Source organism: Streptomyces sp. NPDC040432, from assembly GCF_055595445.1.
The window spans coordinates 92,145-107,478 of sequence record NZ_JBVIVP010000009.1; the positions used below are offsets into that span (position 1 = coordinate 92,145).

General features: G+C 70.7%; 10 protein-coding genes and 2 pseudogenes. 8 read left to right on the forward strand and 4 right to left on the reverse strand.

What is annotated here, in order from left to right:
* Nucleotides 1-21 precede the first annotated feature (21 nt).
* Both tal and ACZ58N_RS20445 read left to right on the forward strand, forming a co-directional pair.
* Nucleotides 22-1,683, forward strand: a complete 1,662-nt coding sequence (gene tal / locus ACZ58N_RS20440) for a transaldolase (protein ID WP_471161653.1) — start codon at nucleotides 22-24, stop codon at nucleotides 1,681-1,683.
* A 2,362-nt stretch (nucleotides 1,684-4,045) separates the two neighbouring features.
* Nucleotides 4,046-5,038, forward strand: coding sequence for a DUF4344 domain-containing metallopeptidase (locus ACZ58N_RS20445; protein WP_471161655.1), 993 nt, complete (start codon nucleotides 4,046-4,048; stop codon nucleotides 5,036-5,038).
* Nucleotides 5,039-5,167: 129 nt separating this feature from the next.
* Here ACZ58N_RS20445 and ACZ58N_RS20450 read toward each other — a convergent pair whose 3' ends face one another.
* On the reverse strand, nucleotides 5,168-5,692 hold the full coding sequence (locus tag ACZ58N_RS20450; protein WP_471161658.1) for a VOC family protein: 525 nt from the start codon (nucleotides 5,690-5,692) through the stop codon (nucleotides 5,168-5,170).
* Between the two features lie 515 nt (nucleotides 5,693-6,207).
* On the opposite strand from ACZ58N_RS20450, the gene ACZ58N_RS20455 reads away from it, so the two are divergent.
* The 4 genes and pseudogenes from ACZ58N_RS20455 to ACZ58N_RS20470 all read left to right on the forward strand — a co-directional run bounded on the left by ACZ58N_RS20455 (nucleotide 6,208) and on the right by ACZ58N_RS20470 (nucleotide 9,367).
* The gene (locus tag ACZ58N_RS20455; RefSeq protein ID WP_471161661.1) at nucleotides 6,208-6,702 is read left to right on the forward strand and encodes a hypothetical protein; all 495 of its coding nucleotides are present in this window, start codon (nucleotides 6,208-6,210) and stop codon (nucleotides 6,700-6,702) included.
* Nucleotides 6,703-6,723: 21 nt separating this feature from the next.
* A pseudogene (locus ACZ58N_RS20460) lies at nucleotides 6,724-6,819 on the forward strand (hypothetical protein); the annotation flags it as partial.
* A gap of 8 nt (nucleotides 6,820-6,827) precedes the next feature.
* Nucleotides 6,828-7,196, forward strand: a pseudogene (locus tag ACZ58N_RS20465) (WD40 repeat domain-containing protein); the annotation flags it as partial.
* Nucleotides 7,197-7,621: 425 nt separating this feature from the next.
* On the forward strand, nucleotides 7,622-9,367 hold the full coding sequence (locus tag ACZ58N_RS20470) for a N,N-dimethylformamidase beta subunit family domain-containing protein (RefSeq protein ID WP_471161664.1): 1,746 nt from the start codon (nucleotides 7,622-7,624) through the stop codon (nucleotides 9,365-9,367).
* Nucleotides 9,368-10,058: 691 nt separating this feature from the next.
* Here ACZ58N_RS20470 and ACZ58N_RS20475 read toward each other — a convergent pair.
* Entirely contained in the window at nucleotides 10,059-10,190 is a 132-nt protein-coding gene (locus ACZ58N_RS20475) for a hypothetical protein (protein WP_471161666.1), read from the reverse strand.
* A gap of 290 nt (nucleotides 10,191-10,480) precedes the next feature.
* Between ACZ58N_RS20475 and ACZ58N_RS20480 the strand changes: the two genes are divergently transcribed.
* On the forward strand, nucleotides 10,481-10,957 hold the full coding sequence (locus ACZ58N_RS20480; protein ID WP_471161669.1) for a YbhB/YbcL family Raf kinase inhibitor-like protein: 477 nt from the start codon (nucleotides 10,481-10,483) through the stop codon (nucleotides 10,955-10,957).
* Between the two features lie 2 nt (nucleotides 10,958-10,959).
* Entirely contained in the window at nucleotides 10,960-13,107 is a 2,148-nt protein-coding gene (locus tag ACZ58N_RS20485; RefSeq protein ID WP_471161672.1) for an FUSC family protein, read from the forward strand.
* A gap of 313 nt (nucleotides 13,108-13,420) precedes the next feature.
* On the opposite strand, the gene ACZ58N_RS20490 is transcribed toward ACZ58N_RS20485, so the two are convergent.
* Both ACZ58N_RS20490 and ACZ58N_RS20495 read right to left on the reverse strand, forming a co-directional pair.
* Nucleotides 13,421-14,002 (reverse strand): YdeI/OmpD-associated family protein, encoded by a 582-nt coding sequence (locus ACZ58N_RS20490; protein WP_471161675.1) that lies wholly within the window; start codon nucleotides 14,000-14,002, stop codon nucleotides 13,421-13,423.
* A 605-nt stretch (nucleotides 14,003-14,607) separates the two neighbouring features.
* Complete coding sequence (locus tag ACZ58N_RS20495) at nucleotides 14,608-15,243, reverse strand: NIPSNAP family protein (RefSeq protein WP_471161678.1); 636 nt, start codon at nucleotides 15,241-15,243, stop codon at nucleotides 14,608-14,610.
* Nucleotides 15,244-15,334: the final 91 nt, after the last annotated feature.

A 15,334-nucleotide genomic window follows, 5' to 3' on the forward strand; every position in this document is an offset into this window, starting at 1 on the left:
GCACCGCTCTGGAGGTTTCGCATGCCCCTCTCCGCTGAATCCGGCCCGCTCGCCGACCTGTCCGCGGCCGGCGTATCGATCTGGCTCGATGACCTGTCCCGTGAACTCCTTGCCGGCGGAGAACTGAGGAACCTGATCGCGGACAAGCACGTCGTCGGAGTGACGACGAACCCCACGATCTTCGCCTCCGCCCTCTCCAAGGGTGACCGCTACAACGAGCAGCTCCGCAGCCTGGGTGAGAAGGGAGGCAGCGTGGATGACGCGGTCTTCGCCCTCACTACCGACGACGTGCGCAACGCCTGTGACGTCCTCGGCCCCGTCCATGAGCGAACCGCGGGTATCGATGGGCGGGTCTCCATCGAGGTGGACCCACGGTTGGCGCAGGACGCCGATGCCACCGTTGCCATGGCCCGCAAGCTCTGGGACACGGTCGGCCGGCCGAACCTGTTCGTCAAGATTCCGGCCACCCGCGAAGGGCTGGAGGCCATCACCGCCGTCACCGCCGAGGGCATCAGCGTCAACGTCACGCTGATCTTCTCCCTGGAACGCTATCGCGACGTGATGCACGCCTACATGCGTGGCCTGGAGCAGGCTCAGACCGCAGGCCGCGACCTGGTGACCATCCACTCGGTGGCCTCGTTCTTCGTCTCCCGCGTCGACACCGAGGTCAGCCGGCGTCTCGACGCGATCGGCACCCCTGAGGCCCTGGCGCTCAAGGGCAAGGCCGCGGTCGACAACGCGCGGCTGGCGTTCCAGGCCTACGAACAGATGCTCCTCGACCCGCGGTGGCAGCGGCTCGCCTCGGCGGGAGCCCGCACGCAGCGCCCGCTGTGGGCCTCCACCGGGGTGAAGGACCCCTCCTACCCCGACACCATGTACGTCAGCGAACTCGCGATCGCGGGCACGGTCAACACCATGCCCGGCGCCACGCTGGCCGCCTTCTCCGACCACGGCACCCTTCCCACGCACGCGCCCACCGAGGACGACTTCACGGCCGCCAAGGCCCACTTCACGGCGCTGGAACGGGTCGGCATCGACTTCACCGACGTCACCGACACGCTGGAACACGAAGGCCTGACCAAATTCGAAAACAGCTGGAGCGAGCTCGGAGAATCGGTCGCCCGCGAAATGCGTGCCAAGACCCGCGCGACGGACAACGCCGGCAGCCCCGGCGGCGACTCCGAGGACGCCAAGCTCCTGGCGATCTACCTCAATGACCACTACGCCGCCGCCACCGCGGGCCTGGAGCTGTTCCGACGGGCCGCGGACGCCCGCAAGGAGGAACAGGAAGGCCGCGCACTCGCCGACCTGGCCCACGAGATCAACGACGACCGTGACGCCTTGGCCCGGATCATGACCGCCCTGGGGGTGCCCACCAGTCAGTCCAAGTCGGCCATGGGCTGGCTCGCGGAAAAGGCCGGCCGCCTGAAGACCAACGGGCACTTCCTCTCTCGCTCCGCGCTCAGCGACGTGCTGGAAGCGGAGTCCATGCTCATGGGCGTCCAGGGCAAAGCCGCCTGCTGGCGCACCCTCCGAGCCCTGGCCGAAACCGACGAACGGTTCTCCGCCGACGACCTGGACATGCTGCTGGACCGAGCCGAGCAGCAGAGCACCACATTGGAGAAGCTGCGCTCCGCCGCGGCAGCCCGAACGATGGGGTTCCGGCCGCCGGCCACGCGGTGACGACGGGGAGGGCACCAGCGGGTGCCGACCGGCAAAGGCGAATGGGCGCATCCTCCGATGGGTGGCCCGCAGGGAGGTCCGTCCGCTTGACGAAGGGGCCATCGTCCAGACCGCCGGGGGTCTCGACAGGCCGCAGGGGATGCGCCAACTGCTGAAACCCGTCCGCACCCATACCGGCTTGCGCGTGCAGGCGAACCTCGGCCCCTCAGGGGCTGAGGCTCGCTGGGACGCTCTCAAGCACGGCACGCCCAGTTTCCTCGGGACCTGCGTCAGCGGGGACGATCGGCTGGGGGTGGCCGGCGGTTCATCAGGAGCGCTGAGCACGGATGAGTGCGAGTTCTTCCCGTTCCTCAGCCTCGTCTGCCAGGCCCTGGCGCTCCAGCCAGGCTCGCCGGGAGCGCAGGACGGGCCAGCGCCTCGGCGAGAAGCCGGGTGTCGGCCCGCGGACGGTGGACCGTGGGCAGGGCGATCAGACCAGCAGGCAATGTGCCCAGGGTCAGTGCCGTACTCGACATCATGACCTCCGTGTTCGGCAGCACGGCAACCCCAGCCGCTGCATCGACCATTTCGCCGACACCATGCGGGTGCCCCGCAGGCTCTCCCCATGCGGCCTTGACGATCCCGTGTGCTGGTGGGACGTTGGCTCAGGCGCAGGTCAGCGCGCGAGGAAGTGCTTCCGGGCTGGGCCCGGCGAGGGCGTCGCGCTGTTGCCGCGCCGGAATGGTCAGCCGGCGAGCGCGACGGGCTCGGAGTACCTCAGTTAGTCCGTCCGCCCGGCTCTGAGATGAACGGGGACACCCGGTGAGACGTCCCTTGAGCACCTCGAAACTGTCGGTGTAGGACTGCTCCTTCGCCGCAGCGTCCGGCGGGGCCCAGAGGATCACCATGCGTTGATGTCGCCGTGCGCCTTCGCGGGTCGCGAAGGCCAGTTCGTGGACCACCAGACGCATGTCATCCGGGGGCAGGGCCTGGAGCAGCTCATCGTGCGTGAGGTTTCCCTCCTTCCAGCCCGCCCGATCGCGTGAGACGCAGGATCACGGTGGTGACCTCCCGTGTCGTCTCCAGACGTCGCAAGGCATCCCGGGCCCTCCACGGAGAGGGCGGGCGGATTGCTCGTCGCCCCTCCTTCGACCGTCGGTCCGGGCTGGGGCTCAGCGACGCCGGTCATGATGAGGACGAGACGGTCCGCTCCGTTGGCGTCGCGTCTCGGCACCGGCACCGGCACCGGCTGCGTTCATCAGCTCGAGCATCCGATCGGACACGGATTCGAACTCGTGCCATCGATCCCATCCCTCGGCACCTGAAGCGTCCGCGGTGTGGGAAGGGTTCGTTGGTGACGGTGTCATGGAACGCCTCGTGTCCGGTCGGCAGTAATCCGGTCGGCAGTGCGGGGAGAGGATCCGACCGTCGCATCCGGCGCCTTCCCCCCGGACAAGGCGCTCGTGCCGGCGCCCGATCCATATCGCACGGTGGGCTTGGCCAAGCCGGTGGCGCTGGGCGAGTGAGTGCCGCGGCCGGGGCCGGCGGAATTGCCGGGGGCGTGGCGGAGCGCCGACGGGCGACACTCCTTCCCCGTCGCCCGAGGCGTGAGGGGTGCTGCCGGCCGGCGCAGAAGGCCGGCACGGGCATCGGCTGTCGACGTACCCGCAGAGGCGCTTCACATGGTCAGGAGCATCGATATTCCGGTCCGCCCAGGGCCGCTATCGCTACCGCGGCCGAAGCGTACGCTCCTGACGCGCGGAGCCGGAGCAGGCGATGAACCCGAGTACGGGCTGCGCCGCCCCCGCTGCGGGATGGGTATCTCCTACTGGGCCATGCCGGGCTGACCGTGGGGCGGGTGTGGGTGTGGACGTGGGTCTTCGAGGGTCCAGCGGCGTCCAATTTTTCCGATCGGGCGGAAGAACAGGCACTGCAGGCGGAGTGCGTTTGTCCTTCCCGGGGCCTCGGCCAGCCGGGGCCTGCCGGTTCCCGGTACTCGCAGGGGTCGTTTTCCGGGTGGTGGGTCACGAACTGGTCGGCGACGTCGTAGGCCACCTCCACGAGTACAGCGCCGATGGCACCTCCCGTGTGTGTCAGGTGGTCCAGCTGTTCGCGACGGTCGTCCTCCGTGGTCGTGAGCCCGGGCAGAAACAGGAAGCCATGCGGGTCGAGCGGGAGCATGATGTCGCTCACTGCGACGGCGCGTATCCGGTTGTCCTCGTCGGGGATCCCTGACGCTGCTGTTGTCCCACGGGTCGAACCAGACGGCTTCCCGAAGGTCGCCCTCACAGCGAACGGCCCCCCGTACGGGCGGCCTCGACGGGCACCCGCCTCCGGACGGAAGGAGGATCAGTGCGGGGCACGCGACGGGAGCCGAGCAAGGATGCCGAACACCGCCGGTCACTCGAAGAGGGCGCGCATCGTCCTGTCAGGTGTGCTGCTCCTCGCCGGGGTCGTCCCGACCGGTTGCAGCGGCGAGGCCCGGGACACCGGGCAGGAACCTGGAGCGGGGCCCCACCCCCAGGCGGCGCGCTCCGGCAGAGTCACGGTCGTCTACGAGGCCCAAACGGTCAAACCGGAGGACCGGGAGGCCGTGGCACTCATCCGGAACTCCCATGTACTGGAGCGTACGGCCGACTGGGTGAACAAATCGCTCACCCTCCCGCACGACATGGTCGTGAAGGTCACCGCCGCTGTGCCGCCCGGCGTGACCGACGCCGTCACCCAGCCCGACGGGAGGACGATCTTCGTCCCGCCGCCGTTCCTGACCGAGATCGACAAGGCCCTCGCCGACGTCGTGAAGACCGTCGAGCGGCCTGCCCCGTTCCCCGCGTCCGAGTACAACACCGACGGCCTGACCATTTTGTCGACCGAGTTCATCTTCGGCCACGAGATGGGCCATGCCCTGCAGCGCCAGCTCCTCCTGGCCAACCTCGGTCTCGAAGAGGACGCGGCGGACGGCTTCGCGTCCTTCTACACCGTCAACGAGGTCGGGCCGGGCCCGTCGCTGGCCGCCGCGATCCTCTTCGACGAGATCGCACGCAAGGAAGGCACACCGACCCTGGAGGGCATGTCGAGCGACCACCCCGTCACCCAGCAGAGGGCGTTCAACTTCCTGTGCTACCTGGAGGGCAGCGATCCGAAGAAGTACCAGCGGTCCCTGGTCGACAGCGGGTATCTCCCGAAGACCCGCGCCCTCCTCTGCCCGCAGGCGTGGGCAATGCTGGACTACGGCTGGTGGACCCAGCTCCAACCCCACTTCAGCGGGACGTTCAGGGCCCAGGGTGCCGAGGAGCAGAAGAAGGCGCACGGGCGGCTGGTCGCGGAGACACAGGCTCTGGCGAAGCACATCGACGAGATCCGCAGCGGTCAATGAGGTAAATGAGGCAAATGACGCGCACCCCGTCGATCTCGTACGCGTCGTCGCGCAGCAGGGTTCCACGGGCTATCGCGGGATCGGCGCCGAAGCGGGGTGCGACGCTCCACGCCACGAGCCCGGAAGGGCTCAGTGGGTCGGGCGCCGTGGGGCGCTCGCCACCCCTGAAGCCCGGCCGCTCAGTGCGGCGTCCAGCGTCTCCTGGGCCATGCGCATCGCCTCCGCGTACCTCGGCTCGAACATGCGCTCCCATGCCCGTTCCGGTGCGACATCCTCAACCCGGCTCACCACCCACCAGATGTTGCCGAACGGATCCCGCACCCGGCCACCGCGATCCCCCCACGCACTGTCAGCGGCCTCGGTGACCAACTGAGCCCCCTCTGCAACAGCGGCGGCCATGGCGGCGTCCGCGTCCGGAACGTAGACCCGCAACAGCGAGGGCATGACCGGCCAGTCGGACCGTCGATCGAAGGCCAGCACCACCGTGTCGCCGACACGGATCTCACCGTGGCCGATGGTGCCGTCCTCGACCGGAACCCGTGCGATCTCCTCGCCACCGAACGCGGCAGTGATGAAGTCGAGCAGCGCACCGGTGTCATCGGTGACCACCCACGGTGCAACGCTCGTGTACCCCTCGGGCGCGGTGTGCCTCATCAGTCTCGTCCTCTCGTGCGGTCCTTCGTGATGCCACGAATCTAGGGCCCAATTAGGTCAACTGTGGACCTAGAACGGGCGCGAGACCAGCACCATCCTTATCGGGGCTCTGACCATGCTCCTCAGGCGGCAGCGAGCGGTGAGGGAGGGCGTGCAGTGAGCGGACCTCAGCGGGCGGATGAGACGTGCCCGCATCCTGATCGGCTCCTGATCGACGCCATCCCGCCGGCGAATGCCGAAGAGACACGCTCCAGCAGCACCGGTGTCGGGCCCCGCGATGACCGAGGTCCGCAAGGACGATGCCGCGACGCCGCACACGAACGGAAACGAACCGGCCCGAGTCGGGTATGCCCCTGAGCAGGTCGCGGGCCGGGTCCCGGCCGCGAGGCAGGCCTCTCCAGCGGTGCGGACGGGGCGAGTCGCCGGCGCTCCTGAGGAGGGGTCAGGGACAGGCGATGCTCCCAGAGGCCGGTCTGACATCGACCCCCGCCCCGGCGCCGTGTGCGTCCCGTCCGATGAATGAGGAACGCACCCGGAAGCTGTTCATCCAGGAGAAGGCGTCGCTGCCGATCTCGACACAGAGCGCCGCGTTCGGCGGCAAGTACATCGGTGTGGACAAGCTGATGTGGCTCGTGCGCACCCTGATGGCCTGGGACGAGTACGGCGAGGACTGTCCCCCGCCCTCCCGCAGATCACCCGACTTGGACCCGTGGCGCGCACGGTGGACGGCGATCACCGCCCTGCAGGCAACGCGTCGCCGGCACCCCGTCGTCACCGCGACGACGGCCTCCACGGATCAGGAGAAGACGGCCGAGGAACAGGTCGTTCAGGAGAATTGTCCACTGCCGTTCGTGAACTCCCTCGCCGTCCGGTCGGTCTTGAGCGCCGTGCGCCAAGGGAAGCAGGTGGTCTTCTCCCTTCCTCAAGACGCTGCGGTCGCATCGTTGGCCTTCTCACCGAACGGCTACTTGATGGCTACCGGCCACGACGACGGAACGGCCCGGATATGAAATACGGGCACCCTGCAGCCGATCGGCAAACCCCTCACCGGCCACACCCACTTGGTCGGATCTGTGGGGTTCTCCTGCGACGGACGGCTACTGGCCACGGCCGGCGACGACGGGACGGTACGGCTGTGGCACCCCTCACCCAGCAACGGGTCGGTCTGCCCCTCACCGGCCACACGAGTGGCGTCCTGTCGGTGGCATTCTCACCAGACGGGTATCGGATCGCCACCGGCAGCAGGGACAAGACCGTGCGGCTGTGGGACCCTGCCACCGGGCAACCCGTCGGCGAACCCCTCACCGGCCACGCCGGATCGGTCTGGTCGGTGGCCTTCGCACCTGGCGGCCGGGTCCTGGCCACCGCCGGTGCCAGGGACGAGGTGCGGCTGTGGGACTTCGCCGCCCCCCAGCCGGTCAGCCGACCCCTCACCGGCCACTTCAGATCGTTTTGGTCGGTGGCGTTCTCCCCCGACGGACGGATACCGGCCGCCGCCGGCGACGACAAGACGGTGCCGCGCCGGCCGGGCTCGGCGCACCGGGCGGCGGCGGTTCCCCGGGAAGCTCCTACGGGCGGCTTACGGTGGCGGGCCCGAGCCGAGGAGGTGCCGTGGAGCACGCGGTGGAGCGATCCGGGGACGCGAACCCGCCCGGTCCGGTACGGGAGGCTGAGCCGGGGCATGAACGCGCACCGGGAGGGGAGCCCGTGCCGGGGTCGGCGGCGGAGGCCGTCGCGGGGCGGGGGCCCGCACCGGGGTCAAGTCCAGGGCTCGTGCCGGATCCCGGGACGGAGGATGTACGGCCCGTGCCCGAGTCGGGTCCCGTGGCAGCACCCGGGCGGGGCGTCGGACTGGAGCCAGGGCCTGCCCCCGCCCCCGGCGCCCCGCCCGTGGCGCGGGATGGGGTCGGGCGGCGGAAGGTGCTGGGGATGGCGGCTGCGCTGGCCGTCGGTGCGAGCGCCGGGTACCCCGGCCGGGTGGCCGCTGCCGGGCGGCCCGACGGATCCGGGCGCCGCGTGGGCGGGGCCGCGGGGGCGTCCGCTTCCGCCGCAGCGGGCGGGCTCGGCTTCGGGGGGTGCCTCGACGTCCGAGCGGAGAACCGTCTGCCCGGCGCGGCCGACTGGCGGATCATCACCCCCGGTACGGCCCGCGCCATCGAAGGCTTCGCCGAGCGTTGCTCGGTGCTCCCCGGCGAGACGGTCGGGCTGCGCGTGTCAACGACCGCGCCCCGCTTCACCGTGTCGGCCTTCCGCATCGGCTGGTACGGGGGTGCCGGGGCCCGCCTGGTGTGGCGTTCGGCGGAGTTGCCCGGGCTGCTCCAGCGGCCGGTGCGTACCGACCCTGTCACCCGGGCAACGCGCGCCGACTGGGAGCGGACCGCGGAACTCCGTACCGACGGCTGGCCGGAGGGCTGCTACTTGCTGCGCCTCGACGCGGTGGGCTCGCCGAAGCCGGCCCAGCGGTACGTGCCGCTGACCGTCCGTTCGGCCTCGACGGCCGGCCGGTCCGTGTTCGTCAACGCCGTCGGCACCTGGCACGCGTACAACCGATGGGGCGACGCGGACCTCTACCACGGCGCCGACGGCCGGGACTCGACCCGCTCCCTCGCCGTCAGCTTCGACCGGCCGTACCGCAGCGCGAACGGCGCCGGGCAGTTCCCCCGGTACGAGGAGCCCTTGCTGCGGCTGGCCGAGCGGATCGGGCTGCCGCTGGCCTACGCGACGGGCCCGGACCTGGCGGCGGAACCGGAACTGCTGTGCGGGGCGCGGTCGCTGCTCTCCCCCGGGCACGACGAGTACTGGAGCCCCGAGCAGCGCCGCAACGTGACCGCGGCTCGCGACCGGGGCATGAACCTGGCCGTGTTCGGGGCGAACTGCTGTTACCGCCGGGTCCGCTTCGAGCCCTCAGCCGTCGGCCCGGACCGGGTGATGGTCTGCCACCGGGGGGACTATGCGCAGGACCCCGGCTTCCGGCGGGGACTGCCGCCGACGAACGAGTTCCGCCGCGCGCCCTTGCCGGAGCCGGAGAGCGCGCTGCTGGGGGTGCTGTACGACGGCTACCCGGTGGACGCGCCGTACGTGGTCACCGAGCCGGGGCACTGGCTGCTGGCGGGCACCGGCGCGGCGGCCGGGGAGTCCTTCGCGCACCTGGTCGGCGTCGAGTACGACCGGATCGACCTGCGCTACCCGACCCCGCGGCCGGTGCAGATCCTGGCCCACTCCGCCGTGGTGTGCAAGGGCCGGGCGAGTTCCGCGGACACGGTGTACGCCTCCCTGCCCTCGGGCGCGGGCCTCTTCGCGACCGGGACGATGCGGTGGGTGGAGTCGCTGGAGGCCCGGGGCCCGGCCGGCGGGAAGGGCAACCACGGTCTCGACGGGCGGGCGGGGGCGTTCACGCGGATCGTGACGGAGAACGTGTTGCGGGCCTTCGCCGTGGGCCCGGCGGGGCGAGCGCGGCCTGCCGAGGACAACGTGGCCCGGCACTACGGCGGGTCCCTACCGGCACCCGCCGTCGGGGCCGGAGGCGGGGCCGTGGCCGCGGACCGCGGCGGCAACGGCAACGGCACAAACGCCGACACCGGACCCGACGGCTGCCACGGGGACGCCCCGCTCGCCCCGGACGGCGCCCCCGCCGTGCTGCCGTCCCGTGGTCTGCTGCACACCGGCGGGGACTGACACGGGCTGGATACGGCCCCATCGCGCCGGGCGACGGACGAGTGCACGCCCTCACAACGCCGGTCCGTGTCCCCGGTGGCTCTGTCGTGGCGACGGCTTCGACGGCTTCCCCATTGCAGATGGGTGGCAACCGCTGATGCTGTGCTGTACGAAAGAGGTCGCCTTGGGCTCTCCTGTGGTGCTGGGTATCGACACCTGGAGGGCACCGGCGCGAGGCCCCGTGGAGCGCGCCGCTGTTGCCGCTGGATTTCGCGGAGCAGCCCGGCACCCGGATGTGCTCGCTGTGCGGGCAGGGCAGGAAGTGGACCGGCGATGGGCCGCGCACCCGGAGGCGTTCGTGGAGCAGCAGCGCGCCCGCCCGGAGGAGTTGCTGCGCGCGTGCGGGCAGGTTGGCCAGCCCGCTCGCACGGGCCGTACGCGCTCAAAGGGCAGGCAGCCCGGGACCGCCGCCCGGAACGGAGACCGTCCCGACGCTCGCGCGCGGCCGGTGGGAGAAGGAGTTGGAGAAAGGCATGCGGGACTACCCGGGGACCGCTTGGCGGCACCGCTGTTCCCCGGCCATGACGACCACCCCGAACACCGCTTCCGTGACAGCACCCGAATCGGCTCCCGGCCACACGACCGGCACGAGCACGCCAGGCCGACGACACCGGAGCCGCGTCGTCCCGGGGCCACCGCCGATGGCGGTGCGTCAGACGGTCCACGTCCTCATTTCCACCCGGAGGGTCCCATCGTCCAGGGGCCAGGCCTTGATCGAGGTGGCATCCGCGATGTGCCGTCCGACGATGCCCTCGGAATCCGACGGCGTGTCGTCGGCGGGCATGTCGACCTCCGCGCACAGGTCGGCCACAGGGGTGCGGGCCGGCCCGTCCGCAGCCGGCCCGCATCGAGTCGGCCATGGTTCAGACCGCCGTGCGTCGTTCCGTGCCCACGCCGATGCTCGGGCACTGGCGTCAGGTCAATCGGAGGCTCACCGCATCTCGCTCGTGGCCGCCGGAGAGCTCGCCATGGGTGACAAGAATCCCGGTAGGGGCTCTGCCGCAGTACGTCCGGTGGTTCCGCGGCAGGTGTGGTGAGTCGTCAGGGTGTGGCAGTAGGCCGGTCAATGGTGAAATGGCACAGTATGTGGTTATGAAGATTGCGAGTCCGTCGTTCCAGGATGGTGGCTGGATCCCTGTCGAGCACTCGGTGGACGGTGTCGAGTCCCAGGTGCCGCTGGAGTTCGACGAGGTGCCGGCAGGGGCGGTGACCCTCGCGTTGGTGGTGCACGATCCGGATGTGCCACGGGAGAGGCGGCCGGACGGGAACTTCGACCACTGGGTGGTGTGGAACGTTCCCGCCGGACAGCGCCGCCTGTCCGAAGCCGATGAGAAGTCGGGCGTGGTAGGGGTCACGACGAGGGGTACGAACACCTGGATCGGTCCGGCCCCGCCGCCCGGCGACGGCCCGCACCGGTATTTCTTCACTCTCCATGCGCTGGATGTCGTCCTGGACCTGCCGCCCTCCGCGGGGCGTGCGGAGCTCGAAACGGCCATGGATGGCCATGTCCTGGAGCGGGCGGTGCTGATGGGCCGGTTCCAGCGGGGTTGAGAGTGCTCCGACGCTGGGACTGGCTGTCCGGTTTGTTCGCTCCGGCCGAGGGCAGCAGGCCCGCGGCCGGAGCGGGGCTGATCAACGGGGTGGCCGTCGGCCTGCCCCTGCTGGCGGGTGTGTTGGCCGGCGATCCCGAGGCCGGGGCGCTGGCGTGCCTGGGTGCCTATGTGGGTGCGTTCACCAACAAGGGCGGTCCCCGACGGCAGCGGACGGCGGGACTGGTGGTGGCCGGTGTCGTCAACGCGCTCGCGTTCTGGGCCGGGGAACTGGCTACCGGGTTGTTCCTGCTTGCTCTTGCCCTCCTGATGGTGCTGGTCTTCCTCGCCGCCATGGGCGAAGCGGTGCACGGGACCGTGGCCCGACTGGGCACCATGCCGGCCACCGCCCTGCTGGCCGGAGCCGGCCAGAGCAGCTCCGGGCCGTCGGACGGCACGTTGCGCGCCGCGCTTCTCGTACTGGCCGGTGGCCTCTGGTACGCCGCCGCCACGGGCGTGCTCACCCCGGCCCCCCGCCTGCGCAGCGTCCTGGCCGCCGCGGCCGAGCCCTATCGGGAAACCGGCCAACACCTCACCTGGATCGCTGCCGGATCCGGCCGGGACGGCAGCGGCGCGAGCATGGTTCCCGCGTTGCGCAGAGCGGAGCGGACTGCCCTGACCTTGCACGGCCCGGGTGGCGATGAGGGCTTGGCGGCCCGGGTCGATCCGTTGCTGCGCCAAGCGGCCCTGTTGGCGGACCTCACTGCGGCACTGGATCGGACCGGCACCGCGCCGCCGCCCGTACGGCGCCAGTTCACCGCAGCCACCCGGGCACTGGCCGGCCACCTCTCCCAGACCGCGCACCGGCTCGCCCGTCCCGGCCGTCCAGCCCCTGCGCCCGATACGACCCGGAGGTTGAAGGACCTCGCCCTCGCCTGCGACGCCATGCGCTCACGGACCGCCCTCGGTCAGGAGCCGTACGCGATGCTCGCCACGGCGGCGCGCCAACGCCGGCTCCTGGACCGTATCCACAGCGCCGCCCTCACCGCGCACCGCCAAGCCGGAGCTCTCGCGGCTGCCGCCTCCGCCCGGCTCCACCCGGCGCCACCGCGCAAGATCGGCTTCGACGCGGCACGCCTGCGCGCCGCGATGACGCTCAGCTCCTCCGACTACCGCCATGCCCTGCGCGTCACGGCAGTCTGCGCCATCGTGCTCATCCTGGTCACGCTGACGGGCCTTCCGCACGGGGAGTGGGCGACCCTTGCCGTCCTGCGGGTCCTGCGTCCGCAGTACGGCACCACCCTCGAACGCGCCGGACAGCGCATCGCCGGCAACCTCATCGGCGGCACCTGCGCCGCACTCCTGATCGCGGGAGTCGAAGACCCCGCGACTCTCGCGGTCCTGATCTTCGCGGTCATCAGCGCGGGGTTCGCCCTCAGACCCGTCAACTACGCGTTCTGGGTCCTCTTCGGCACCCCCCTGGTCCTGCTGATCGGCGACATCGCCCAGCCCGGTGACTGGACAACGGCCCTCGAACGCATCGCCATGACCGTCCTCGGCAGCGCCGCGGCACTCCTGGGCGGCTACCTCCTGTGGCCCTCCTGGGACCACGACCGCCTCACCCAGCACACCACCCGGGCGACACAAGCCGCCGCCGACCACCTGGACGCAGCCCTGCATCTGCTCACCGACCCCCAGGCACCCTCCGCAGACCCTGTCCGCCGCGCGGCGGAAGACGCCCTCGCCAAAGCCCGGGCCACACTTCAGCACGCCGGAAGGGAACCCGGCCGCAACACCGACAGCCTGACGCACGCGTCCGCCACCCTCACCGCACTGGCTCCACTCATCGAACACATCGGGGCTCTGACCACCCAGGCCACACCACGTGCCGCGCTCATCCCCGGCCTCGCCGACTACCGCACACACGCCCGCGCAGCCCTGACGGCATCACAGCCCGACGAGCAGGACACACACACGCAAGCCCTGACCGACACCCTCGACACCATGCGCCTCTACCTCGCACGGATTCACCGCCAGCGCCTCGACGAACTGCCCGGGCACCAGAAGGACGACACCCGGGCACGCGGCGCGGTCCGTGACAACGAACCCGTCATCGGACTGCTCACGCACATCGCAGCGTGCGTCGCACGGCTCCCCCACCCCATGCGGTAGGAACACCGCGCCGCCCCGTGGACGGCAGCTCCCCTCCAGCCCTCCACGCCGAGGCGCACCGCCCCGGCGGAGGTTTCAGCGGGTGTGCACCGGCACTCCCATGGTGAGGCTGTCGGCCCCCACGCCCATCACGGAAATCCGTTCGCCGGCACCGGGGTTGCTCCGCGGGCCGAAGCCGGTACCACGCGCGCCGCTTTCACCAGGACGATCCGGGCGAGGTTCTGCGGCGAATCCTGCCGTTCGCGCCAGTACGTTGTCCGTCGAGGGCCCTTCTCGGCGGGTGTCGGATCCGCTGTGCTCCGAGGGCGGTTGGTCATGATGGCCGTTCGGACCTCGCCATCGTCGCCACCATCCGCTCCAGGCGGGCCAGCCGGGTCTTCTCGGTCCGGGCGGTGACCAGGCGGAGATACAGGGCGAACCGGTCGGACTTGCCGAGCGTCTCGTAGAACGCCCGCGCCGTCGGGTTCGCGTCGAGCGCCTCGACCAGGTCCGGCGGTGCGGTGGCGTTCTTCTGCGAGGCGTATGCCGTCGCCCAGCGGCCGTCCGCCCGCGCCGCCTCGACCTCGGCGAGGCCGCGGGGCCGCATCCGTCCCTCGGCGATCAGAGCCTCGGCCTTGTCGACGTTCACCTGCGACCAGGGCGATCGAGGGCGGCGCGGTGTCGTGCGCTGCAGGAAGTACGTGTCGTCGAAGCCGCGCCGCAGACCGTCGATCCAGCCGAAGCAGAGCACCGTGTCGACCATCTCTTCCCAGGTGAGCGACGGGATGCCGGTGTGCTTCTTGGCGATCTTCACCCAGAGCGCGGTCCGCTCCCCGTGATGCTCGTCGAGCCATGCCTCCAACTCGGCCGGACTCGTGGGGACCAGAATCTCGACGCCGTCCTCGTATTTCTGCATGAACCGCAGACTAGAGATTATGTAGGACAGGTTTTGACCTACTTCGGCCGCCGCCCGTCGCCGAAGTTCACGGCTGCCGCCGGGGCCCGGCCGCCGACGTCGAGCTCCTTGCGGATTGACCTGCGGCATTGGGCTGCGGATGCAGGCTCCTCCGAACGGGATCCGGCTGAGCTCGGGCCCACGTACGCCATCACTGCGGCGTGATGACAGGCCGAGCCCGAGTGCCGCCGTCCGACCAGGCCGGCAAGCGGCGTCGAGCGCGTCGGCCCGGCGCGCTGCTTCGACCGGCTCAAGCGATCCGTCGCCACACGCTGCGACAGGCTCGCCGCCCGCCCCGGGAGGCTGGACCGCGTCTGAATTCGCTCGTCTTGTGGCTACGCCGTCCAATGCCGTGGCCACCGAGCGAACAGATCTCCTCTCCTGCGAGGTTGAGTCGTGAACGCCGCTCGCGGAACACCGGGCGCGTCGGGCCGTGACATGAGCTGCACCTCTTGCTCCGGTGTGACGGCGATCCCGCGGGAACGATTCGGCTCAGCGCCGTTCAGCGCGGCAGGAGCAGTGAATCCGCCGGCGCCGGCAGTGCGTCATCGGCCCCTTGGAATCATTCATCCCTTCAGGGCTGCCGCCCCGACGGGCTCAAGTCGAAGTTGCTGTGGGGGCGACTTGAGCCGGGTCGAGAGGTCCGGGAGGTGTGGCGCGCGTCCGGCCGTGAACCAGAGCAGAACGTCCGCATCGGTCCGGATCGGAAGTGCGGGGAAGGTGTTCTCCGCGTGCTCGGAGCGGTGCACGGCCTGCGCGGGGGTTCCGGCAGCGGTCAGAGCGGGGCGCAGGTGTCGCTCGAAGTGGTCGGCGAAGGCCGCGGGGTCCACGGGGTGGCAGATGGTTGCGACGACGGGTCCCGTGCTGCTCGGGGCAGCGAGGCCCGGTCCGCGCAGCAGGAGCACATCATCCGAGTCGATCATGGTCGCGTTGGCCCTCTCGCGATGCGCCTGCCAGACGGGGCCGCGGTAGAAGGCGTGCAGCGCCCGCTCGCGTGTCGCCATGTCCGGGAAGCCGCGTAGCCATACGAAACGGTCCGGGTCGTCGAGATCCAGGAACCGTGCGCCCACGGTGATGCCGGCCGCTTCCTGCCCCGTGACGAATTCCCGTTCGAAGAGGTCGACCAGGGTGTCCCGGGCGCCCGAGTGGAGTGTGTATTGGCGGAGCTCGACGATGTCGTTCGTGACCTGGGGGCTGTTCATGACCGAGAGGCTAGGGCCGGTCCACTGACACCTCCTGTCAGTGGACCGGCCCCTCGGTTCGGTGTCGCTCATCGTCTTGCAGGCTTGCGCG